This window comes from Microbispora sp. CSR-4 (assembly GCF_008033685.1).
GTDB lineage: Bacteria > Actinomycetota > Actinomycetes > Streptosporangiales > Streptosporangiaceae > Microbispora.
Window position 1 is genome coordinate 44,670 of record NZ_VJVX01000006.1, and the last position, 24,107, is coordinate 68,776.

The 24,107-nt window shown below is 72.3% G+C and carries 15 protein-coding genes; 8 read left to right on the forward strand and 7 right to left on the reverse strand.

Annotated features, from left to right (window positions below; all coding sequences use genetic code 11):
* Nucleotides 1–3 precede the first annotated feature (3 nt).
* Genes FLV34_RS07980 through FLV34_RS07990 form a run of 3 tightly spaced genes read right to left on the reverse strand, consistent with a single transcriptional unit; the run spans nt 4 to nt 3,125 of the window.
* Nucleotides 4–870 (reverse strand): sugar ABC transporter permease, encoded by an 867-nt coding sequence (locus FLV34_RS07980; protein ID WP_142648334.1) that lies wholly within the window; start codon nt 868–870, stop codon nt 4–6.
* Nucleotides 864–1,826 (reverse strand): carbohydrate ABC transporter permease, encoded by a 963-nt coding sequence (locus tag FLV34_RS07985; RefSeq protein ID WP_142648333.1) that lies wholly within the window; start codon nt 1,824–1,826, stop codon nt 864–866. The genes FLV34_RS07980 and FLV34_RS07985 overlap by 7 nt, the downstream gene beginning before the upstream one ends.
* 3 nt (nt 1,827–1,829) lie before the next feature.
* Complete coding sequence (locus FLV34_RS07990; RefSeq protein WP_142648332.1) at nt 1,830–3,125, reverse strand: extracellular solute-binding protein; 1,296 nt, start codon at nt 3,123–3,125, stop codon at nt 1,830–1,832.
* 314 nt (nt 3,126–3,439) lie between these two features.
* Here FLV34_RS07990 and FLV34_RS07995 point away from each other — a divergent pair, with 314 nt between their 5' ends.
* Nucleotides 3,440–4,711, forward strand: a complete 1,272-nt coding sequence (locus FLV34_RS07995; RefSeq protein WP_147942752.1) for an ABC transporter ATP-binding protein — start codon at nt 3,440–3,442, stop codon at nt 4,709–4,711.
* Nucleotides 4,712–4,732: 21 nt separating this feature from the next.
* Here FLV34_RS07995 and FLV34_RS08000 read toward each other — a convergent pair whose 3' ends face one another.
* Nucleotides 4,733–5,350, reverse strand: a complete 618-nt coding sequence (locus FLV34_RS08000) for an amino acid-binding protein (protein WP_142648392.1) — start codon at nt 5,348–5,350, stop codon at nt 4,733–4,735.
* A 412-nt stretch (nt 5,351–5,762) separates the two neighbouring features.
* Here FLV34_RS08000 and pulA point away from each other — a divergent pair, with 412 nt between their 5' ends.
* The 5 genes from pulA (at nt 5,763) to FLV34_RS08025 (ending at nt 17,433) form a co-directional block, all read left to right on the forward strand.
* Nucleotides 5,763–11,258: a pullulanase-type alpha-1,6-glucosidase gene (pulA, locus tag FLV34_RS08005; RefSeq protein WP_147942753.1), complete on the forward strand. Its 5,496-nt coding sequence runs from the start codon at nt 5,763–5,765 to the stop codon at nt 11,256–11,258.
* A 189-nt stretch (nt 11,259–11,447) separates the two neighbouring features.
* Entirely contained in the window at nt 11,448–12,974 is a 1,527-nt protein-coding gene (locus FLV34_RS08010; RefSeq protein WP_147942754.1) for a cell wall metabolism sensor histidine kinase WalK, read from the forward strand.
* A 115-nt stretch (nt 12,975–13,089) separates the two neighbouring features.
* Nucleotides 13,090–15,156, forward strand: a complete 2,067-nt coding sequence (locus tag FLV34_RS08015; RefSeq protein WP_147942755.1) for an N-acetylneuraminate synthase family protein — start codon at nt 13,090–13,092, stop codon at nt 15,154–15,156.
* Nucleotides 15,153–16,118 carry a glycosyltransferase family 2 protein gene (locus FLV34_RS08020; protein WP_147942756.1) on the forward strand — a complete coding sequence of 322 codons (966 nt, stop codon included), beginning with the start codon at nt 15,153–15,155 and terminating at the stop codon, nt 16,116–16,118. Before FLV34_RS08015 ends, FLV34_RS08020 begins: the two co-directional genes overlap by 4 nt.
* On the forward strand, nt 16,111–17,433 hold the full coding sequence (locus FLV34_RS08025) for a polysialyltransferase family glycosyltransferase (RefSeq protein WP_187280569.1): 1,323 nt from the start codon (nt 16,111–16,113) through the stop codon (nt 17,431–17,433). The genes FLV34_RS08020 and FLV34_RS08025 overlap by 8 nt, the downstream gene beginning before the upstream one ends.
* A gap of 122 nt (nt 17,434–17,555) precedes the next feature.
* Here the strand turns inward: FLV34_RS08025 and FLV34_RS08035 are convergent, their stop codons facing one another.
* Nucleotides 17,556–18,164 carry a helix-turn-helix domain-containing protein gene (locus tag FLV34_RS08035; RefSeq protein ID WP_221889927.1) on the reverse strand — a complete coding sequence of 203 codons (609 nt, stop codon included), beginning with the start codon at nt 18,162–18,164 and terminating at the stop codon, nt 17,556–17,558.
* A 44-nt stretch (nt 18,165–18,208) separates the two neighbouring features.
* Between FLV34_RS08035 and FLV34_RS08040 the strand changes: the two genes are divergently transcribed.
* A complete protein-coding gene (locus tag FLV34_RS08040; RefSeq protein ID WP_315985147.1) occupies nt 18,209–19,501 on the forward strand; it encodes a benzoate/H(+) symporter BenE family transporter in 1,293 nt (430 codons plus the stop codon).
* Between the two features lie 14 nt (nt 19,502–19,515).
* Here the strand turns inward: FLV34_RS08040 and FLV34_RS08045 are convergent, their stop codons facing one another.
* Both FLV34_RS08045 and FLV34_RS08050 read right to left on the reverse strand, forming a co-directional pair.
* The gene (locus FLV34_RS08045; protein ID WP_147942758.1) at nt 19,516–21,006 is read right to left on the reverse strand and encodes a class I adenylate-forming enzyme family protein; all 1,491 of its coding nucleotides are present in this window, start codon (nt 21,004–21,006) and stop codon (nt 19,516–19,518) included.
* Nucleotides 20,996–22,549: an NAD(P)-binding domain-containing protein gene (locus tag FLV34_RS08050; protein ID WP_147942759.1), complete on the reverse strand. Its 1,554-nt coding sequence runs from the start codon at nt 22,547–22,549 to the stop codon at nt 20,996–20,998. Before FLV34_RS08050 ends, FLV34_RS08045 begins: the two co-directional genes overlap by 11 nt.
* A gap of 63 nt (nt 22,550–22,612) precedes the next feature.
* On the opposite strand from FLV34_RS08050, the gene FLV34_RS08055 reads away from it, so the two are divergent.
* Nucleotides 22,613–24,103 (forward strand): aromatic amino acid ammonia-lyase, encoded by a 1,491-nt coding sequence (locus FLV34_RS08055; protein WP_147942760.1) that lies wholly within the window; start codon nt 22,613–22,615, stop codon nt 24,101–24,103.
* Nucleotides 24,104–24,107 lie beyond the last annotated feature (4 nt).

Here is a 24,107-nt window from a genome sequence, read left to right on the forward strand (position 1 = left end):
GGGTCACGCCTTCGTCGCGCCGGCCGTCAGGCCGGTCACGAGGTGGCGCTGGACGAGCAGGAAGACGACGGCCGCCGGGATCGCGATCAGCACCGACGAGGCCGTCAGCAGGCCCCACTCCGCCTTGTGCTGGCCGACGAACTGGCTCAGGCCGACCGCGAGCGTGTACTTGTCGTCACCCGTCATGAACGCGGTCGCGTACGCGACCTCCGCCCAGGCGGTGATGAACGAGTAGAACGCGGCCACGGCGAGGCCGGGCTTGGCCAGCGGCAGGATGAGCCGCCAGAACGTGCCGAAGGGGGTCAGGCCGTCGACCCGGCCGGCCTCGTCGATCGTCACGGGGACGGTGTCGAAGTAGCCCTTCATCATCCACGCGCAGAACGGCACGGTGGAGGTGAGGTAGGCGATGACGAGCGACGGGAACTGGTTGATCAGCCCGAGCCCGGCCATCAGGTTGTAGATCGGCACGATCAGGATGGCCACGGGGAACATCTGCGTGATCAGGAGCATCCACATCACCGAGCGGAAGCCGGGGAAGCGGAAACGGCTGACCGCGTAGCCGGTCGTGGCCGACAGCAGCACGCCGAGCACCGCCGTGGTCAGCGACACGATCACGGAGTTGGCGGCCCAGGTGAGGAACCGGGTCTCCCCGAGGACCTGCGTGTAGTTGGCGAGCGTGGGGTGGTCGATCGGCGCGACCGAGGCGGTCTCGATGACCGTCCGCGGCTTGAGCGAGGTCAGCACCAGCCACGCGACCGGGAACACCGACACGATGCTCGCCGCGATCAGCGTGAGATGCAGGGCGATCGACCTGCCGGGGCTGCGCCTGTCGCGGCTCCACGCGGCGGCGGGAGCGGCCCGGCTCACCATGCCTCCCCCTGCTGCCTGAGCGCGCGCCGGTAGACCGTGGCCATGACGACGAGCAGCGCGAGGATCACCATGCCCCAGGCCGCGGAGCCCGAGTAGTTCCTGATGCCCTCGAAGGCCTGGCGGTAGGCGTACGTCACGAGGATCTCCGTGGCTCCGCCCGGTCCTCCCCTGGTCAGCAGGAAGATGACCGGGAACTGGTTGAAGGTCCAGATCGTGCCGAGCAGCACGACCGTGCTCGACACCGGGCGCAGGCCCGGCAGCGTGATGTGGCGGAAGCGCTGCCACGGCGTGGCGCCGTCCACCTCGGCGGCCTCGTACAGCTCGCGCGGGATGGCCTGCAGGCCGCCCAGCAGCGCGAGCATCATGAACGGCACGCCCAGCCACACGTTGCAGGCGATCACCGAGACCTTGGCCCAGAACGGGTCGTCGAGCCAGCTGACGCCGGCGAACCCCGCGGCCCGCAGCATGGCGTTGACCACGCCGAACTCGCCGTTCAGCAGGTAGCGCCAGATGAACGCGGACACGAAGGCCGGCACGGCCCAGGGCAGCACGAGCAGGATCCGGTAGAGCGACCGCAGCCGCATGGGCCGGTTCAGCAGCAGCGCCAGGCCCAGGCCGATGCTCACGTGCAGGGCGACGCAGACGACGGTCCACACGATCGTCCAGGTGAGCCGGCCGAGGAACTCCGCGGACGTGAGGATGTCGGTGTAGTTCTTCAGGCCCACGAACTCGTAGGTGGACGGGATGACGTTCATCCCGATCGTGCGGCCCATGTTGCCCTCGGTCGCGTCGGTGAGCGACAGGTACACGCCTCGCACGAGGGGGTAGCCGACGAGCACCAGCGTCACTATGACGACCGGCGCGGTCATCGCCCAGGCGTACCAGTGGCGCGACAGAAGGCGCCGCGCCCCCGGACGGGGCGCGGCCCTTCTCGTCGCGACGACGTCAGCCGTCATCGCCTACAGGCTCCAGCCCTTGAGGATGCCCTGGTAGGCGGTGGCGACGTCCGTGAGCATGGGCTCGGTCGTCGTCTGCCCGCCCGCGAGCTTCTGGTAGCCCTCGACCAGCGGCTGGAACAGCGAGGCGGCCTCCGGGATCCAGGGACGCTCGACGGCCGTCTCCATCGGCTTCTGCCACTGGGCGATCTTGGGGTTGGCCGTCGCCTCGGGCGCGCTGTAGGCGGGCTGGCGGGTCGGCAGCAGGCCGAGCTTGCCGGCGACCTTGGCCTGGCTCTCCGCGCTGGCCATGAACTGGACGAACAGGTAGGACGCGTCCAGGTTCTTCGAGCCCGCGTACACGGTGTAGTCGTGGCCGCCCAGCGGCGAGCCCGCCTTCACCGAGCCGGCCGGAACCGGGGCGACGCCGAAGTTGTCCGGATTGTCCTTGAACACCTTGCCACCGAGGTTGTCCGCGTTGGACCACGGGCCGTTGAAGATCATCGCGACCTTGCCGTCCTTGAACGCGGTCTCTGCGTTCGTGTAGCTGTCCTGCAGCGCGGGCTTGACGGCGGCGCCGGACGTGATCAGGTCTTCGACGATCTTCACCCCCGCCACGCTCTGCGGAGACGAGATCGTGATCTTCTTGTTCTGGACGTCGACGAAGTCGCCGCCCTCGCCATAGATGAACGGAAGCAGGAAGTAGGCGTCCACGTTGAGGGCGAGGCCGCCCGCTCCGGTCTTCGACTTGACGTCGAGCGCCACCTTCTTGAGGTCGGCCATCGTCGCCGGAGGCTGGTCGTAGCCCGCCTTCTTCAGTAGTTCCTTGTTGTACAGGAGGCCGAGGGTGTCCGTCACCTGCGGCACGCCGTACGTCTTGCCGTCGAACCTGCCGCTCGCCGCCGGGACCGGCAGGAACTCCTCGGGCTTGTCGACTGCCGGGGTGCCGTCGAGCGGCGCGAGGTAGCCCAGCGACGCGAACTCCGCGACCCAGCCCACGTCGGTGCGCAGCACGTCCGGCGCGCCCGCCCCGGACTGCGCGGCGGTCTTGAACTTGTCCCGCGCGTTCGCGAACGGCACGTTGACGTAGTTGACCTTGATCTTCGGGTATTTCGCCTCGAAGTCCTTGATGATCTCCTGGAAGACCGGGGCCTCGGTCGTGGCGTCCGAGGTGTCCCACCAGGTGACCGTTCCGGACACCTCGGCGGGGGCGGCGCTCTTGGCCGGGGCCGTTCCGGTGTCGCCGGAACCGTCGCCACAGGCGGTGACCGCCAAAGCGAGCGCCGCGGCCACCGCCGCGGACGTGAGGACTCGCCTCATGTGAGTCGCACTCCTTGCTCAGGGGGATTTGAGCGGAACGTAACAGGGGTGCGAGCAGGAATGAAAGACGTTGCAGAAACTTTCAGCAATTTCGTTACATTTGACGCGCCGAAGAGGGCCGCAAGGAGGTCACAACGCGACCCTGACAGCCATCTTTAGCAATGAGAAAGTCACATGTAACGAGAAGTTGCGTGTAGATGCCGGATCTTTCACGACACGTATGGACACGAGTGCCCGTGACGCGATGTACTACCTCATCATTCACACCGAAGGCTGGGGATCCGGGCGTGCCTGCCCGGGAGGAACGAGCGCGCATGAGCACCGTCGTCCTCGACAACGTGACGAAGATCTACCCGGGGGGGTACCTCGCGGTCGACCGCATGAACCTGCGCGCGGACGAGGGCGAGCTCCTCGTCCTGCTGGGACCGTCAGGTTGCGGTAAGTCCACGCTGCTCCGCATGATCGCGGGGCTGGAGGAGATCACCTCCGGTGACCTGTGGCTGGGCGGACAGCTCGCCAACAACCTCGCGCCCCGGGACCGGGACGTCGCGATGGTCTTCCAGAACGGCGCGCTGTATCCCCACCGGACGGTGCGGGGCAACCTGTCGTTCCCGCTGGAGATCGCCAAGGCGGACCCCACGATGGTCAAGCAGCGGGTCGTCGAGCTGTCGCGGGCGCTGCACATCGACGAGACGCTCGACCGGCGGCCGGGCACGCTGTCCGGTGGCCAGCGCCAGCGCGTGGCGATGGGCCGCGCCATCGTGCGCCAGCCCTCGCTGTTCCTGATGGACGAGCCGTTGTCCAACCTGGACGCCGGCATGCGCACCGAGCTGCGCATGGAGATCTCGTCGCTGGTGCGCTCGCTCGGCGTCACCACCATCTACGTCACGCACGACCAGGTCGAGGCCCTCACCCTGGCCGACCGCATCGCCATCATGAACCGCGGCGTGCTGCAGGACATCGGCACGCCGGCGCAGGTCTACAACGACCCCGCGACCGCGTTCACCGCCGCGTTCCTCAACTCCCAGCAGCTCAACCTGCTCGCGGCGACCGTGCGCACCCCGCAGAACCAGTTCATCATGCTCGACTTCGGCCCTCACCAGATCACGATGCCCTGGACCGATCCACGGGCGTACGCGGTGTCGCAGCACACGGGCATGCAGATCATCGTGGGGATCCGGCCGGACGGGCTGGTGCCGGTGCCGGAGCGTACGGAGGGCCCGACCTTCTTCGGCCGGGTCAGGACGCTGGAGTATCACGGTCACGAGTGGCTCGCCTACCTGGAGGCCGGGATCCCGGCCGTCAACGTGCCGGAGCCTCCGGACCGCCGCCAGCTCAACGGCGCGGCGGGCGGCGGCAAGGCCCGGTCGATGATGCGCCGCCTGCTGAACGGCTCGGCCGCGGGGGAGGAAGAGGAGCCGCCGCCGCTCTCGCAGTCGGGCACGCACCGCCGCGCGGACCTGATCGTCCGGCTCGGCAACCGGCCCGTGTGGCGCGCGGGCGACGCCGGCCGGGTCGCCGTCGACGTCTCCCGGCTCATGCTGTTCACGATGGACGGCAACCGCATCGACCCTCCGCGCCGATAACCCCGGTCACGATAACCCCGGTCAGACGGTGCGGCTGACGCCGCCGGCCAGCACGGAGACGATCCCCACCAGGCGCACGATCTTGTCCAGCTCCGCCCGGTGGAACGCGGGCCCCTGAGACCGCGCCACCACCAGGTGGATCCCGTCCATCGGCACGCTCGCCAGATACAGCCCGCCCTCCTCGAAGGCCGAGGCGCGCAGCGGGGTGAGGTCGGCCGCGGGGACGGTCTCCGGCGCCTGCCAGCTTCCGTGGACGATCGTGCCGTCGGCCGAGTCGACCGCCACCGCCCACTCGGCGCTGACCAGGTCGGGCACCGCGTCGACGAGGGTGACGTACGCGCGGTCGGGGTCCGCGGCGACGTGGCCGAGCAGATCGTAGTCGGGGGTCGATCCGGGCACCTCGCGGGTCGGCCACACGGCCTCCACCCGCGTGCCGGGGACCACGCCGATCCGTTCGCGCAGCACACCGGGCTCGAACACGCCCGACCAGGAGACGGTGAAGTCGTCGACCGCGCGGCCCGACTGCCGCTCCAGCACGGTCACCTGGAGGATGTCCGCGCCCATCACCCCGAACGCGCGCGCCACCTGGCCGAGCACCCCTGGCCGGTCGGGGAGCGAGACCCGTAGCCGCAGCAGCATCGCCACCACCTCCTTCTTATTGCGACACCAACAGTGTCGGACACACGTTTCGCGCCTGTTACGCCGGTGGGTCACGGAATGGCTGCAATGTTTCTGGAAGTTGCAGCAAAGTCTTGCACAGACCTGGGGCCGCCAGTAGCTTCCGGGCCATGGTGACCCCCCAGCACCGGCGTACGCGCGTGCCCGTGGCACTCTCCACGGCCGCGGCCCTCAGCGCCGCGCTCACCGTCGCGCTCACCGTCGCGCTCACCGTCGCGCTCACCGTCGCGCTCATCGCCGTCCCCCTGGCCGCTCCCCCGCGGCGTCCGCCCCGGTTTCCGCGGTCACGGGCGCGGCAGGCGCGCCGCCGGACGCCGAGCTCCCCCGCGACGCCCTCCGTACGGACCTGTCCCGCGAACGGCTCTACTTCGCCATGACCGACCGGTTCGCGAACGGCGACCCGTCCAACGACCGGGGCGGGCTGTCCGGCGACCGGCTCACGACCGGCTACGACCCCACGGACAAAGGCTTCTACCAGGGCGGCGACCTCGCCGGCCTGATCGGCAAGCTCGACTACATCAAGGGCCTCGGCGCCACGGCCGTCTGGCTCACCCCGTCGTTCAAGAACCGGCCCGTGCAGGGCACGGGCGCGGACGCGAGCGCCGGCTACCACGGCTACTGGATCACCGACTTCACCAGGATCGACCCGCACCTCGGCACCAACGCGCAGATGAAGAGCCTCGTCAAGGAGGCGCACAGGCGCGGCATGAAGGTGTTCTTCGACATCATCACCAACCACACCGCCGACGTCATCGACTACAAGGAGAAGACGTACGGCTATCGCGGCAAGGCCGCCTATCCCTACGTGGACGCCTCCGGCCGGGTCTTCGACGACCGCGACCACGCCCTGCGCGACGACTTCCCGAAGGTCACCGCCGAGTCGTTCCCGTACACGCCGGTGGTGACGGCGAAGTCGAAGGTGCCGTCGTGGCTGAACGACCCGACGATGTATCACAACCGGGGCGACTCGACCTTCTCCGGCGAGAGCTCCGAGTATGGCGACTTCTCCGGCCTCGACGACCTGTGGACCGAGCGGCCCGAGGTCGTGAAGGGCATGACCGACATCTACCGGACGTGGGTCAAGGAGACCGGAGTCGACGGCTTCCGCATCGACACCGCCAAGCACGTCAACATGGAGTTCTGGCAGCGCTTCGCGCCCGCCCTGCACGGCTACGCCGCCAAGCTCGGCAACGACAGGTTCTTCATGTTCGGCGAGGTCTACAGCTCCGACCCCGCGTTCGAGAGCCGCTACACGACCACCGGCACGCTCGACGCCACGCTCGACTTCGGCTTCCAGGAGGCGGCCCGCTCGTTCGCGAGCGGCGGCGACGCCGCGAGCCTCGGCAGGCTGTACGCCGCCGACGACTACTTCACCGACGCCGACTCCAACGCCTCGTCGCTGCCGACGTTCCTCGGCAACCACGACATGGGCCGGATCGGCTACTTCCTCAAGCAGGACGCCCCCTCGGCGGACGACGCGACACTGCTCGCCCGCGATCGCCTGGCCCACCAGCTCATGTACCTGACCCGCGGCCAGCCGGTCGTGTACTACGGCGACGAGCAGGGCTTCACCGGCGGCGGAGGCGACAAGGACGCCCGGCAGCCGATGTTCGCCTCGAAGACGGCCGGCTATCTCGACGACGACCTCATCGGCACCACCGCCACCCACACGACCGCCAACTACGTCACCACCCATCCCCTCTACATCTCGATCGCCGAGCTGGCCCGGCTGCGCGACCGCTACCCCGCGCTGGCGGACGGCGCGCAGATCGTGCGGCTGGCGAGCGGGAACGTGTTCGCGTTCTCCCGGATCGCCGCCGGGGAGCGGGTCGAGTTCGTGGTGGCGCTCAACAACGGCGCGACGGCCGCGGACGTCCGCATCCCGACCTACTACTCCCCCGGCGCCTCCTTCACCCAGGTGTACGGCGGGACGCAGCGGCTCACGAGCGGCTCCGGCGGCACGCTGGCCGTGACCGTGCCGCCGCTGTCGGCCGTCGTCTACCGCGCGGACAAGCCTCTGGCCGCCCCCGGCGCGGCCCCGCGGGTCACCCTCACGCTGCCCGGCGAGACCCTGCGCGGCACGGCCGCCGACGGGCGGGTGCCGATCTCCGCCGAGGTGCCCGGCGACGGGTTCGCCCAGGTCACCTTCGCCGTCAAGGCGGGGGACGCGCCGTGGCGGGTGCTCGGCACCGACGACGCGCCCAACGGCCGCACCTATCGCGTCTTCCACGACCTCACCGGCATGCCCGAGGGCGCCCCGCTCACGTACAAGGCGGTCGTGAAGGACTCGGCGGGCCGGTACGCCTCCGCCACGGCGACCGCGACGGCCGGGCCGGTGCCCGCGGAGGAGGAGCCGGGCGCGGTCACACGCGACCACCTGGTGGTCCACTACAAGCGCGAGGGCGGCGACTACGACGGCTGGGGCCTGCACGCCTGGGGCGACATCGACCAGACGGTCGAGTGGGGCTCGCCGGTCGCCTTCGAGGGCGAGGACGCCTTCGGCCGCTTCGCCTGGCTCAAGCTGAAGCCCGGCGCCACCGAGGTCGGCCTGATCACCCACAAGGGCGACACCAAGGACCAGGGCGACCGCATGGTCGACCCGGTGCGCACGGGCGAGGTGTGGCTCGTCGAGGGCAGGCCCGAGGTGTACGCCTCCCGGGCCGCCGCCGAGGGCTTCGCCACGATCCACTACCGCCGCCCCGACGGCGCGTACGACGGCTGGGGCCTGCACCTGTGGGGCGAAGCGATCGCCGACGGCGCGGGCACCGACTGGGGCGCACCGCGCCCGCCGGACGGGACGGACTCCTTCGGTGCCTTCTGGCGGGTGCCGCTGAAGAACGCCGACGCGGCGCTGAACTACATCGTCCACAAGGGCGACACCAAGGACCCCGGTCCCGATCAGTCGTTCGTCCCGGCCCGGCAGCCCGAGGCGTACGTGAACTCGGGCGGGACGCAGATCCACGCCGGCGCGGCGGCGGCGCGGAACGTCGCGGTGCTGCACTACCACCGCGACGACGGCGACTACGACGGCTGGGGGCTGCATTTCTGGGGCGACGCGTCCGGCTCGGTCGAGTGGGGCGACCCGCTGAAGCCGGCCGGCGCCGACGCCTTCGGCGTGTGGTTCGAGGTGCCGCTCAAGGACGACGCGAAGACGCTGGGCTGGATCATCCACAAGGGCGACGAGAAGGACCAGCAGGCCGACCAGTCGCTCGACCTGGGCGTGACCGGCCACGAGGTGTGGAAACTGTCAGGTGTGGACGGATATCTGCTGCCGCAGCCCGCGGCCTCCGGTGCGGACGCCGACCTGTCCAAGGCCACGGCCCAGTGGATCGACAGGGACACGGTCGCGTGGAAGGGCACGGTCGCCGAGGCGAACCACTACGCGCTGGCCTATTCCCCCACGGGCGACATCGCGTACGCCAAGGGCGACCTGTCCGGGGACGTCCACCTCATCCGGCTGACGCCGGGCACGCTCGGCGACGCCCGGAAGGCCGCCTGGCCGCATCTGGCGGCGTACGGCGCGCTGAAGGTGGACCCGCGCGACGCCGGCCTCGTGCGCGACGCGCTGCGCGGCCAGGTCGTGGCGATCGAGCGCGGGCCCTCGGGCGCGCTGCTGACCGCCACCGGCGTGCAGATCCCCGGCGTGCTCGACGACCTGTACGCCGGGGCCGCGAAGGTCCCGCTGGGCCCGACGGGCCGCGGCGGGCTCGCGGTGTGGGCGCCGACCGCCCGGAAGGTCGAGCTGGCCCTCTATGACGGTCCCGAGGGCGGACGCAGGACGGTGCACGGGATGCGCAGGGACGACGCGACCGGCGTGTGGTCGATCGACGGCCCGGCGTCATGGAAGGGCAGGTACTACACCTATCTCGTCACCGTCTACGCCCCCGCCGCCGGGAAGATCGTGACCAACGAGGTGACCGACCCCTACAGCCTGTCGGTCTCGGCGGGCTCGGGGCGCAGCCAGATCGTCGATCTCGACGACCGGTCGCTGCGGCCCGACGGGTGGACCAGCCTGAAGAAGCCGCCCGCGGTGCGCCAGGACCGGGCGTCGATCTACGAGCTGCACGTGCGCGACTTCTCGGCCTCCGACACCACGGTCCCCGAGGCCGAGCGCGGCACCTACAAGGCGTTCACCGAGACCGGCAGCGCGGGGATGACCGAGCTGCGGAGCCTGGCGAAGGACGGCCTCACCCACGTCCACCTGCTGCCGGCCTTCGACTTCGCCACCGTGCCCGACCGGAAGGCCGACCGCACCGAGCCCGCCTGCGACCTCGCCGCGCTGCCGCCCGACTCCGACCGGCAGCAGGCGTGCGTGGCGGAGACCGCCGCGAACGACTCGTTCAACTGGGGCTACGACCCGCTGCACTACACCGTGCCCGAGGGGTCGTACGCGACCGGCCCGGACAAGCGGATCAAGGAGTTCCGCGAGATGGTCGCCGGGCTCAACGGGGCGGGCCTGCGGGTGGTCATGGACGTGGTCTACAACCACACCCACGCCGCCGGGCAGGACCCGGGCAGCGTGCTCGACCGCGTCGTCCCCGGCTACTACCACCGGCTCATGGACGACGGCACGGTGGCCGCCTCCACCTGCTGCGCGAACACCGCGCCCGAGCACGCGATGATGGGCCGGCTCGTCGTCGACTCGATCGTCACCTGGGCGAAGCAGTACAAGGTGGACGGCTTCCGGTTCGACCTGATGGGCCACCACCCGAAGGCGAACATCCTGGCCGTGCGCAAGGCCCTCGACGCGCTCACGCCCGCCAAGGACGGCGTGGACGGCAAGTCGATCATCCTGTACGGCGAGGGCTGGAACTTCGGCGAGGTGGCCGACGACGCCAGGTTCGAGCAGGCCACCCAGGCCAACATGGCGGGCACCGGGATCGGCACGTTCAGCGACCGGCTGCGCGACGCGGTGCGCGGCGGCTCGCCGTTCGACGCCGACCCCGGCGTCCAGGGTTTCGGCTCGGGCCTGGCCGACTCGGCGCAGGACGGCCGGCTCGCGCACGCCGAAGACCTGGTGAAGCTGGGCCTGGCGGGCAACCTGCGCGACTTCGCGTTCACCGGGTCGTCCGGCACGCCCGTCAAGGGCTCGCAGGTCGACTACAACGGCGGGCCCGCCGGGTATGCCGCCGAGCCCGCCGACACGGTGACCTACGTGGACGCCCACGACAACGAGACGCTGTTCGACGCGCTCGCCTACAAGCTGCCGAAGGACACCCCGATGGCCGACCGGGTCAGGATGCAGTCGCTTTCGCTGGCGACGGTCCTGCTCGGCCAGGGCACCGCGTTCGTCCACGCAGGCAGCGAGCGGCTGCGGTCGAAGTCGCTCGACCGCAACTCCTACGACTCGGGCGACTGGTTCAACCGCCTGCTGTGGGACTGCCGTCAGGGCAACGGCTTCGGGGGCGGCCTGCCGCCCGCGCGGGACAACGAGGCGCGCTGGCCGTACGCGCGGCCCCTGCTGGCCGACCCCGCGCTGAAGCCGGACTGCGCGGCGATCGGCGCGGCCCGGGCGCGGTTCGGCGAGCTGCTGCGGATCCGCTACTCCTCCCCGGCCTTCTCGCTCGGCTCGGCCGCGGAGATCGCCAGGCGGGTCTCCTTCCCGCCGTCGGGCATCCCCGGCGTGATCGTCATGCGCATCGACGCCGCCGGGGTCGATCCCGCGAACAAGACGATCTACGTGGTGTTCAACGCCACCGGGAAGACCGCCGCCCCCGTCGTGCCCGCGCTGAAGGGCGCCCGGGTCGCGCCGCACCCGGTGCAGGCGGCGTCGGCCGACCCGATGGTGCGGCAGGCGTCGGCCGATCCGGCGACCGGCACGCTGACCGTGCCCGCCCGTACGGCCGGGGTGTTCGTCGAGGCGGCGTGAAGCGGCACCCCGGCCGTGCCGCCCGTACGGCCGGGGTGTTTCCCGAGGAGTCGCAGGGACGCCCACGGGGTACGACCATGTGCGGAAACCCGCACCCGGTTGCACCCCTTGAGAGACTTTGGGCAACTTTGGGGCGAGCTTTCCGATGTCGCGAGTTTCCCTAAGGATGACCATCAGTAACCTCGGGTAATGCTCCTCCCCAGGCGCTCCCCGTCGCTGCGAGCCCGGCTGGCCCTCCTCGCCACCGGGACAGCGGCGATCCTGCTGATCCCGCTCGCGATCGTGGTGCACGTGCTCGTCCGAGACATGGTCGCGGACCGCATCTGGGATCGGAGCCTCGACACCGCCACGTCCGTCGCCGCGCAGATCCGCGGTGGTCACCTGCCCAATCCCATACCGACCGGCGGGAACGACATCAACCTGATCGAGGGGACGGGGCCGGACGGCCGGGGCGTCGCCGAGAGCCCGGCGGCCGAGCACCTGCCCCGCCTGAGCCCGTTACGCCCGGCCCCCGACCGCGAGGTCACCCAGACGACGGCCTGCTCCCCCGCCGGGCGCGACTGCCTCTACATCACGGTGCTGCGGGTCTCCCCGGGTTCCGGCTCCGACCTCGTCTACGCGGGCCGGGCGGCTCCGGGGATCCTCGACACCTCCGTCACGCTGCCGGCGCTGCTGCTGGCGGCCCTGCTGCTCACCGCGCTCGCGGGCTGGACGGCCTACAACGTCACGGGCCGCGCGCTGCGGCCGGTGGAGGCGATCCGGTCGGAGCTCGCCGAGATCACCGACCGCAATCCCGGCGGCCGGGTGCCCGAGCCGCCCGGCGACGACGAGTTCTCCCGGCTGGCGCAGGCCGCCAACGACGCGCTGTCGCGGCTGGACACCTCGATCCAGCGGCAGCGGCAGTTCGCCGCCGACGCCTCCCACGAACTGCTCACCCCCATCGCCGGCATACGCGCCCAACTGGAGAGCGCGCGGCTGCACCCCGAGGACACCGCCGAGGCGCTCTGCGCCGCGCTCCGCGACACCGACCGCCTTGAGGCGATCGTCGCCGACCTGCTCCTGCTCGCACGGATCCCGACGGTCCCCGAGACCGCCCGGGAGGAGGTCGACCTGTCCCATCTGGTGGTCGCCGAAATCGAGCGGCGGCCGGAACGGCTGCCGGTCCACCTCCACGACACCCCGGGGGTGATGGTCAGGGGCGTGCGCCGTCACCTCGCCCGGGTGGTGGCGAACCTGCTCGACAACGCCGAGCGGCACGCGCTGACGGTGGTCTGCGTGCGGGTCACGTCCACCGAGGACGCGGCCGTCCTGTACGTGCGCAACGACGGCCTGCCGATCTCCGAGGCCGACCGTGAGCGGATCTTCGAGCGGTTCTACCGCACCGACGCGGCACGCAGCCGCGACCGGGGCGGCACGGGCCTCGGCCTGGCCATCGCCCGTGAGGTGGTGGAGGCCCACGGCGGCTCCATCCGGGTGGAGGACGTCACGGACGGCGAACCCGGCGTGCGTTTCGTGATCACGCTGCCGCTGTCCCCGGAGGCCGCGGACGATCCCGGCGCCGGCGCCGTGGACCCCCTCGACTGCTTTCCGGACGCCGACGAGCCGGACGCCGGCGATCTCGCCGCGGACTACCGTGTCTCCGACCTTCCCACCCGCGACTGCGGCGCCCCGGGCGGTGACACCCGAAGTTCCCCGGGCGGTGACACCCAAAGTTAAGGACAGCGCCCCTGGTCGTTCAGCCCAGTAACCCCGTACGGGAGAACCTGCTGGCTAGTTTTCGGGACACCCCGGCCCCCTGGGGTCCCCGTTGTCGCAGGTAGAGGAGTCACTCGTGCGAGTGCTGGCCGTCGTCCCCGCCCGTGGAGGGTCGGTGGGCGTCCCGCTGAAGAACCTCGAGAAGGTGGGCGGCGTCCCGCTCGTCGCCCGGGCGGTGGACGCCTGTCTGCGCGCCGAACTCGTCGACGACGTGGTCGTCAGCACCGACCACGACCGCATCGCCGAGGTGGCGCGGAGCGCGGGCGCCCGGATCGTGCGCCGGCCCGCCGAGCTCAGCGGCCCGACCGCCTCCAGCGAGTCCGCCGTGCTGCACGCCCTGTCCGAGCTCGGCGGCGAGACGCCCGAGATCGTCGTGCTCGTCCAGTGCACGAGCGCGTTCCTCGACCCCCGTGACCTCGACGCCGCCGTCGCGAAGGTGCTGGACGGCGAGGCCGACTCGGTCTTCTCCGGCACCGAGACCTACGAGTTCGTCTGGACCGGCGCCGGCCACGGCGTGAACCACGACCCGGCCGTGCGCCCGCGCCGCCAGGACCGCGAGCCCCACTTCCGCGAGACCGGCGCGTTCTACGTCATGCGTACGGAGGGGCTGCGGGAGCGGGGCCACCGCTTCTTCGGCAGGGTCGCGGTCCAGCCGGTGCCCGCCGGGCACGCCGTCGAGATCGACACTCCGGAGGACCTGGAGATCGCCCGCGCGCTCGCGCCGTTCGTGGACGAGCCGCTGCCGATCGACGTGGACGCCGTCGTCACCGACTTCGACGGCGTGCACACCGACGACCGTGCGTTCGTCGACTCCGACGGCAGGGAGATGGTCGCGGTCAGCCGTTCCGACGGGATGGGGATCGCGCTGCTGCGCCGGGCCGGCGTTAAGGTGCTCGTGCTGTCCACAGAGCGCAACCCGGTCGTCGCCGCCCGCGCCGCCAAGCTCGGCGTGCCGGTGGTGCAGGGCCTCGGCGCCAAGGACGTCGCGCTGCGCGAGTGGCTGGCCGCCGAGGGCCTGGCCCCCGAGCGGGTGGCGTACGTCGGCAACGACGTCAACGACCTGTCCTGCATGGCGATCGTCGGCTGGCCGGTCGCGGTGCCCGACGCCCACCCCCGGGTGCGCGCCGCCGCCCGCGTCGTGCTGTCGGCCCCCGGGGGCGCCGGGGCCGTACGCGAGCTGTCCGACCGCGTGCTCGCGGCCCGGCCGTCCACCGCGCTGGAGACCGTCACCACCCCCGCGCCCGTCCGCGCGCCCGGTCATCTCGGGCAGCCGCGGCCGGTGCGGATCGGCCGGTCGCTGGTCGGCCCCGGGCAGCCCGTATACGTGATCGGCGAGATCGGCATCAACCACAACGGCGACGTCGAGATCGCCCGCAAGCTGATCGACGTGGCCGCCGACGCCGGCTGCCAGGCCGTCAAGTTCCAGAAGCGGACCCCGGAGATCTGCGTGCCGCTCGAACAGCGCGACCAGATCCGGCAGACGCCGTGGGGCGAGATGACCTACATGGAGTACAAGATCCGGACCGAGTTCGGCGCCGACGAATACCGCTACATCGCCAAATACTGCGAGGAGCGCGGCATCGACTGGTTCGCCTCGCCCTGGGACGTCCCGTCGGTGGACTTCCTGGAGGAGATGGACGTCGTCGCGCACAAGGTGGCCTCGGCCTCGGTGACCGACCACGAGCTGCTGCGCGCGCTGGCCGCCACCCGCAAGCCGGTCATCCTGTCCACCGGCATGTCCACGATCGAGGAGATCGACGCGGCGGTGGAGATCCTCGGCACCGAGCGCCTGGTGATGATGCACGCCACCTCCACCTACCCACTGCCGCCGGAGGAGGCCAACCTCCGCATGATCACCACGCTCGGGCAGCGGTACGGCGTGCCGGTCGGCTACTCGGGGCACGAGCGCGGGCTGCAGATCTCGCTCGCCGCCGTGACGCTGGGCGCGGTGACCGTCGAGCGGCACATCACGCTCGACCGGGCGATGTGGGGCTCCGACCACGCCGCCTCGCTGGAGCCCACCGGCCTGGAGCACCTGGTCCGCGACATCCGCATCATCGAGACCGCGCTCGGCGACGGCGTGAAGCGCGTCTACCCGGGCGAGCAGGCCCCGCGGGCCCGGCTGCGCCGCGTCACCGCATGATCACTCTCTCGGTGGTGGTGCCGGTCCGGGACGGCGAGGCGTACCTCGCGGACGCCCTCACGTCGCTGGTGCGCAACCGGACGCCCGAGTTCGAGACCGAGGTCGTCGTCGTGGACGACGGCTCGGCGGACGCGACGCCGGAGGTCGCCGAGGACTTCCGGCGCGATCTGCCGGGGCTCACCGTCGTCCGCAACCCGGTGCCGCTGGGGCTGGCCGCCGCCCGCAACACCGGGCTGAAGCTGGCCGCGGGCCGCTACGTCCCCTTCCTCGACGCCGACGACTGGCTCGCGCCCGGCTACCTGCCCCGCCTCGTCGCCGCCATCGACGGGCTCGGGTGCGACTTCGTGCGCGTGGACCACGTCCAGGTCGAGGGCCGCAGGCGGGAGACGCACCGGGCGCCGCAGCCCCGGCGCGGCGTCGTGCTGGACCCCCGCGACGGCATCCTCCCGGTCGATCACAAGACCATGGTCGACTACCCCTACGCCTGGGCGGGGATCTACCGGCGGGAGCTGGACGACCTGCTGACCTTCCCCGCCGGGCTGCACACCGCCGAGGACCGCCCGTGGATCTGGCGGCTGCACCGCCTGGCCCGGTCGTACGCCGTGGTCTCCCTCGCCGGGGTGTTCTACCGGCGGGGGCTGGCGGCCTCGCTCACACAGATCGGCGACGAGCGGCAGCTCCACTTCTTCGACGCCTACGAGATGGTGCTGGACGAGGCCGGGCCGCGCTATCTGCCGAAGGCGGCCCGCAACCTGTGCGCGCTGCTCGCCCATCACGTGGAGCTGGCCGGCCGGTTCACCCCGGCCGTACGCGCCCGGTTCGACGAGCGGGCGCGGGCGGTGCTCGCCCGGCTGCCCCACGAGACGCTGACCGAGGCGCTCGGCGGGCTGGAACCCGAGCGTGCCGCGCTGCTCGGCTCCTACCTGCCGGACCCCGACCCGACAGGAGGGCCGCGTGCCTGACACCACGCTGTTCTACGCCTCCACGCTGTTCGGCGCGATGACGCTCGCGGCGGCGATCGACGAGGGGCGGTTCCGCGACGGCGGCCGGGTGCTCCTCGTGTCGAACAACGCGGCGATCCCGGAGGTCACCCTGGCGCTGGACGAGGCGCCGGGGTTCGCCGCGCTGCGCGACCGGTTCGACCGCGTCCTGTCCTGGAACGAGATCATCGCGCCGCTGCACCCGTCGGACTGGAAACCCCGCTCGATCGAGACGCCCATGCTCGGCCGCCTGCTGCGCGACCTGGTCGGCGAGCCGGGCGAGCTGGTCCTGGAGTCGATCGCGGTGCCCCCGTCGCGCACGCTCGCGGGCCTGGTCAAGGACTGCCCGATCACCGTCTACTCCGACGGCCTCATGAGCTATGGGCCGACCCGCGACCCGCTGCCGCGGGAGATCGCCGGGCGGATCACCCGGCTGCTCCACCTCGACCTGGTCCCCGGCCTCGCGCCCCTGCTCCTGGCCGAGCACGGCGTGCCGGCCGAGGCCCTGGCCGACGCGTCGTTCACGGGCGTGACCGGCCGGGTCGCGGCGGCGGCCGAGGAGGCCCCCCGCGCCGAGGCGGTCATCCTGGGTCAGTACCTGTCCGCGCTCGGCCTGATCACGCCCGCCGAGGAGGCCGCGCTGCACGAGCGCGTGCTGCGCGGCGTCGCGGCGCGCGGCCACCGGACCGTGCTGTTCAAACCGCACCCCGCCGCCGGGCGGCGGCACGCCCGCGAGCTGCGGCCGGTCGCGGCGGAGCTCGGGGTCGATCTCCTCGTGGCCCCCGAGGCGACGCCCGCCGAGGCGTGCTTCGCCGCGCACCGCCCCGAGCTGGTCGCCGGGTGCTTCTCCACCGCGCTGGTGACCGCGCGGCGGCTTTTCGGCCTGCCGGTCGCGGCCACCGGCACCGATCTCGTGCTCGAACGGCTCACGCCGTACGAGAACAGCAACCGGATCCCGGCGACGATCGTGGACGCCACGCTGCCCCGGCTGGAGGCCGACGGCACGCTCACCGAACCGCCCGCCGCCGACCTCACCGCCCTCGTGGGAGCCGTGGGCTACTGCATGCAGAGCGCGGCCCACCCCGGCCTGCGCGAGACCGCGGCGGCCTACGTGGACGCCCACGGCCCCGCGCGCTACTTCAAGAAGCGCAGGCTGGAGTCGCTCGGCCTGATCGAGCCACCGCTTCCCCCGCCCGCCCAGTCACCCGCACGGCCACCCGCACAGCCGCCCGCACAGCCGCCCGCACAGCCGCCCGCGCCGCCGGCCTCACGCCTGCGCCGCCTGCTCACCCGCTGACGCCCACGCGCCCGCACTGTGCTCACCCGCTGACGCCCGGGCGCCCGCACCGCGGCCCACCTGTCCGCACCATGCTCACCCGCCCGCGCCCACCTGTCCGGGCCCACCCGTCGGCACCGCGCTCACCCGCTCACGCTCCCTGCCCCGCCGACCGGCCCGGCCGGAGGGTCGTGGGGGGTGTCGTGAGGGGTGCGGATGAGGAGGATCGCGTGCGCGTCCTCGCCGCCGAGGGCCGCGTAGACGTGGGGGACGTCCGCGGCCCACGAGACGTGCTCCCCCGGGCCCGCGGTCAGCGGCGCGGCGGCGGGGCCGGTCCTGATCGTCCCCCCGACGACCGACAGGTGCTCGGTCACACCGGGCGGATGCGCGGGCGAGGTCTGCTCGACCCCGGCGACGATCCGCAGCCGGAACATCTCGTAGGTCGCGCCCGGCTCCCTGAACACCTCCAGCAGGGTGGAGACGACGGCCGTGCCCCGCACCGCCGAGGCGGCGCCGGCCGGGGCGCCGGGGTCCAGCGTCAGTGCGCTCATCGGGACCGACAGTGCCGCCGCGATCGCGTACATGGTCTCCAGCGTTGGGTTGCGCGTTCCGTGTTCGAGCCCTGACACGGTGGCCTTGCCGACGCCGGCCCTGCGGGCGAGCTCCGACAGCGACAGCCCGCGTTCCTCCCGGAGCCCGCGCAGCCGCCGCCCGATGGCCGGGTCTATCCGGCTTGTCCCATCTGTACCCACGTGGCTATGGTGTCACCGGAAATCGTTCCGTATACGGAACGGTCGTGTTCGTGAGAGAGGCGGTGCCGATGATGGTGCGGACACTGCAGCCGGTGCTCACCGGTCTGGTCAGCGCGGTCGTCGGATACGCCAGCGCGTTCTCGATCGTCCTCGCGGGCCTGCGGGCGGTCGGGGCCGACTCCCGGCAGGCGGCCTCCGGCCTGCTCGCGCTGTGCGTCGGCATCGCGATCGCCGCCGCCGTCCTGTCCGTCCGCTATCGGATGCCCGTCGCGGTCGCGTGGTCCACGCCGGGCGCGGCGCTGCTCGTCGCGACCGGCCACGTGGAGGGCGGCTACCCGGCGGCGATCGGGGCCTTCGCCGTGTGCGGGGTGCTGACCGTGCTCGCCGGGATCGTCCCGTGGCTGGCCCGCGGCGTCGCCGCGATCCCCGGCCCCATCGCGGCGGCCATGCTCGCCGGCGTCCTGGTCCCGCTGTGCACCGCCCCGCTCCGCGCGATGGCCGAGGTTCCGCTGCTGGCCGGGCCGGTCACGCTGACCTGGGCCGTGCTGATGCGGTACGCCCGGCAGTGGGCGATCCCCGGGGCGCTGGTCGCGGCCGTGGCCGGCCTCGCGGTCAGCGGCACCGCGTTTCCGGCCGCGTCCCTGCGCCCCGACCCGGTGTTCACGATGCCCGCCGTGACCCTGCCTGCCCTCGTCGGCATCGCGCTGCCGCTGTTCCTGGTGACCATGGCGGGACAGAACGTGCCCGGGGCGGCCGTCCTCTCGACGTACGGCTACTCCGTGCCGCTGCGCGGCGCACTGGTGACGACGGGGCTCGTCAGCACGGCCACCGCGCCGTTCGGCGGGCACGCCGTCAACCTCGCCGCCATCACGGCGGCCCTGACCGCCGGGCCCGACGCCCACCCCGACCCGGCGCGCCGCTGGATCGCCACCCTGGCCCTCGGCGCCGGGCAGCTCGCGCTGGGGCTGGGCGCCGCCTTCGCCACCGCGCTCGTCGTGGCCTCACCGCCGGTGCTGGTCACCGCCGTGGCCGGGCTCGCGCTGCTCCCGGCCCTCGCCTCCTCGCTGGCCGCCGCCTTCACCGGGCCCGGCCTGCGGGAGGCGGCGGCGGTCACCTTCGTCGTCACCGCCTCGGCGACCTCCATCGCCGGCATCGGATCGGCCTTCTGGGGGCTGGCCGCCGGGTCGCTCGCGCTGCTGCTCACCCGGCGCCGTACGGCATCGCGGCCACACGAGCCCACCTCCGGGCCCACCTCCGGGCCCACCGCCGAGCCCACCGCCGAGCCCACCTCCGGGCCGACCGCGCCGCACGCGGGCGAGCCGGCCCGCTCGCTGTAGGCGGCGGTTCGGCGTCAGACGGGTTCGTCCGGCGGGGCGTGCCCGGCACGGGAGATCGCGGTCGCCAGAAGGCGCTTGTCCGGTTTGCCGTTCGGCGTCAGCGGCACCTCGTCGAGGACGGTGATGGCCGCGGGAACGCACTCGGCGCCGAGCCGCTCGCCGACCAGCCTGCGCAGCGCGTCGAGGTCGGGGGTCCGGCCCGCCGCCGGCACCACGAACGCGTGCACCGCCTCGCCGGTGTCCTCGTCCGGGGCGCCGACCACGTACGCCTCCGCGACGCCGGGGGACGCGGCGAGGACCCGCTCGATCGGGCCGGTGTAGTAGAGGTTGGCGTTGACGATGACGACGTCCCGTGTCCGCCCCGTCAGGTACAGCCGTCCGTCTTCGTCGAAGTGGCCCAGGTCGCGGGTGCGGACCCATCCGTCGATGAACACCTCGGCGGTCTCCGCCGGGTCGGCCCAGTATCCGACGGCCTGAGCGGGCGTACGGACATACAGCTCGCCGTCGACGCCGGGCGGGACGGGCCGCCCGTCCGCGTCCCGGATCTCGACGTCGACGGCGTCGGGCGGGAACCCGACCGACGGGGGGACGTCCCGCGGCGTGGCCATGGAGATCGTGCCGGTCTCGGTCTGCCCATAACCGTGGAACACGACCGGGCCGAGCACGTCGGACGCTTCGCGCAGCCGGGACGCCTCCAGCGGCGACCCGGACACCATGAGCGCCCGGAGGCTGCTCAGGTCGGCCGGGGCGGTGCGCTGGGCGGCGACGAGTCTGTTCAGGCGGGGCACGGTGATGACGCTCGCGGTCGCCCGATACCTGGTGATCGCTTCGGGGAACGCGGGCGGGTCGGCGACGACCATGGTCCCGCCCGCGGCGAGCGTGAGCACGCCGTACTCCATCATCACCTGGCTGCTCAGCGACCCGAACACCAGGTAGCGCCGCAGCCGGGAGGCCAGTTCGCGGATGGCGGGCGGCCACGCCGCCGGACGGGCCGTCCACGCGGCGTTCATGGCGGCGTAGGTCTGTGCGCAGGCCTTGGGGGTGCCGGTGCTGCCGCTGGTGTAGACGAGCCGGGCGACGTCCTCCGGCCGTCCGGACAGGCGCAGCGGACCGTCCTCCTCCGGCGTGGCCAGCAGCTCGGAGACGGTCAGCGTGCGCCGCGCGTGTTCCGGACCGGTGGCCGCGTCGGTCACGACCGCGGCGATGTCCTGGTGGAGCATGTGGCGCACCTGGCCGCCGGGCAGCCCGGGCCGCACGCCGACGGCCCGGGCTCCCACGACGTAGGCGGCGATCGTCGCGGCGAACGCCTCCGGGGTGACGCCGAGCACCAGGGCGAGGCCGTCCCCGGGCCCCACGGCCGCGGCGCGCAGCCCGGCCGCGATCCGCCGGACGAGGCCGAGCATCCGCGCGCCGGTGACGACACGGGCGCCGTGCTCGAAGACGGGCCGGTCCCCGGCCGCGGCCAGGAGGTCCAGAACGGCGCGCGGGTACGGCTCAGCCGGCATCGGCCAGGCACTCCTTGACGAAGACGGCCAGGGGCTGCTCGTGCACGTGCGGCAGGTTCCACTGGTTCTCCAGGTTCTCCGCGAGGTGGTGGACACCGGCCGGCGCGCCGTCCCGGTAGTGCCGCACCACCGGGTGCAGGTAGCTCGCGTCATAGGCGTGGACCGCGTCGTTCTCGGCGACCCTGGGGATCGAGACGTCGAAGGGGTCGACGGCGTCGTGGTGCGGGCCGTACTCCAGGGTGACGACGAACGTGTGCGGGGCGCGTCCGAGGCCGCCGTCCGCGACGTACGCCACCGGGACCTCCTCCTGGTACAGCGCGGTGGCTCCGGACACGCTGACGACGTCGCCGAGCACCCCGAACTGCTGCCACAGCGCCGACGAGCGGTTGACCCTGGCGATGATCGCGTCGGCGATCGCGTCGGGCGTGGGCTCGACCCGCTCGGCCGGCCAGGTCCCGCCGTGATAACGGGTGGTCAGGATCCGGTAGAGCGCGCGCACCCCGTACCGGAAACCGTGGATGAACCCGCTGGTGGCCTTCTTGAAATCGCGTTGCTGCGTGAGCGTGCCGGCGAAGTACAGATCAGGCACGTTGACGGACTCGTACGCGGGGGTCTGCTCGGGGAAACGGTCGTCGATGACCAGCGCGGGCCGGCACCCGTCGTCGAAGATCGAGGCGTCGAACCGGAAGCCGGTGCACACGATCACCCGGTCGTAGAACAGCTCGCGCAGCGCCTCCACGGTGCGGGCATAGCGGAACATCACCCGGTAGCGGCCGTCGGCACGGCGTTCGATGCTCTCCACCGTGCCGTCGAGCACCGAGTTCTGGGACTTCAGCTGGTAGCTGTCGAGGAAGTTGTTGTTCACCGCCCGCAGGTGCCCGACGTAGTGCGACTGCCAGGCCATCCTGATGGAGTGGGGCCCGGCGACGTGGATGACCGCGGCGTGCTCCATGAGCGCGTCGGCGGTCTCGAACCCCGAGTTGCCCTTGCCGATCACCAGGACCCGCTGGTCGGCGAAGGACCGCGGGTCGGTCTCGAACGTGTCGTAGCGTTCGGCGAGTTCGATGCCCGGGATCGGCGGGACGTAGAGCTGGGAGACTCCGGTGGCCACGACCAGCCGCCGCCCCCGCCACGCGCGCCCGTTGCGGTCGGTGGCGGTGAACCCGTTGTCGTCCCGGCCGATCCGGAAGACGTCGACGCCGTAGTGCGCCCGGACGCCGGTCGCCGCCGCGTAGTCGGACAGGTAACGCACGAGGTCGTCGGCCTGCGGGAAGTACCTGTCGCTGTAGCGGGTGAACAGCAGGCCGGGATCGTCGCTCAGCAGCGAGTTCCAGTCCATCCGCAGCCGCAGCTCCGGGTCGTCGTACCCCGTGTGCACCTTGTTGATGGAGATCAGCTTGCGGTGCCGCGGGAACCGGGTGAAGAAGGTGCCCGGGCCGGCTCCGCGCTCCAGGACGACATAGTCGTGACCGCCGCGTTCGAGCTCCGCGGCGAGCTGCAGCCCGGCCGGCCCGGCCCCGATGATCAGGTAGTCATGCGCCATGAGCCGGACTGTAGGCAGCCGATTCTCATAGGTTTCTGAGAATCGGCTGCCTACAGTCCGGACATGCCCGTCGTCGAAGGCATCATCGACCTCAGCGCTCCGCTGCGCTCAGCCGACCTGCGCCGCGCCGCGGCACCGGTGTCCGTCGTGGTCGACGCGTCCGTCCGTGACCGCGTCGAGCGCGGCCGTGGCTTCCTCCGCGACGTACGGGAGGAGGAACGTCCGGTCTACGGCGCGACCACCGGATTCGGCGCCCTCGTCGGGTTCGCCGGCCGGGAGGATGAAGCGGACCAGTGTGACAACACCCTGGCCCACCTCGGCGCCGGGCAGGGGCCGGATCTGCCCCACGAGGTGAGCCGGGCCGCGATCCTCGTGCGCACGTGGTCGCTCGCCCAGGGGGCGTCCGGCGTGTCCGCACACGTGGTCGACGGGCTCGCCGCGATGTTCGCGACGACGTTCGTCCCGGCGATCCCACGCTACGGGTCGGTCGGCGCGAGCGGGGACCTGATCCCGCTCGCCTACGCCGCCCAGGCGCTGCGCGGCCGGGGACAGGCGTATCTCGACGGTTCGCGGATGCCCGCGGCCGAGGCGCTGCGCCATGCCGGGCTGACCCCGTTGACGCTCGACGGCCGGGACGCGCTCGCGCTCGTCAACGGCACCTCCCTCACCACCGCCGCGACCGCCCTGGCCCTGGACAGCGTCCGGTCCTCGCACCGCGCGCTGCGGGCGCTCACCTGCCTGCTGGCCGATCTGCTCGGCTGCGACCCGGGCTTCCTCCACCCGCGCCTGCTCGGCGCCTACGGCCATCCCGGCGCGATCGACGTCGCCGACGGCATGCGCAAGATCCTCGCCGGGACCGTCCCCTCCGGCACGCGTCCGCTGCAGGAGCCGTACAGCATCCGCTGCTCCCCGCAACTGCTCGGCGCCGCCGAGGACGCACTGCGCTACGTGGACGGTGTCGTCGCGGCCGACCTGTCCAGTGTCAGCGACAACCCGCTGTTCTTCCCCGACGACGACCTGGTCGTGCACGGCGGCAACTTCTTCGGGCAGCCGGCCGCGTTCGCCGCCGACGTCCTGGCGATGGTCACCGCTCAGCTCGGCAACCTCGCCGAGCGGCAGCTCGACCTCCTCGTCGATCCGGCCCGCAACGGCGGTCTGCCCCCCATGCTCGCCGCCGGGCCCGGCCGTCAGCACGGGATGCAGGGGGTGCAGCTCGCCACGCCCGCGTTCGTCGCCGAGCTCCGCCGCGCCGCCGTGCCCGCCAGTATGCAGAGCCTGCCGACCAACCTGCACAACCAGGACGTGGTGCCGTTCGGCACTCAGGCCGCCCTGCGCGCCTACGACATGGCCGGACTGCTGCGCCTGCTCTGCGGGTCGCTGGCGGTGGGGTTGCGGCAGGCGGCGCATGTCGGCGCCCGCCGCCCCACGGCTTCGGGCTGCGCCGCGCTCCTCGACACCCTGGCCGAGGCGATCCCCGCGGCCGATCCCGACCGGCCGCTGGACGCCGACGTCCGCAAGGCCGCCGGGCTGCTCACCGCGACGCTCCCGCTGTGATCGT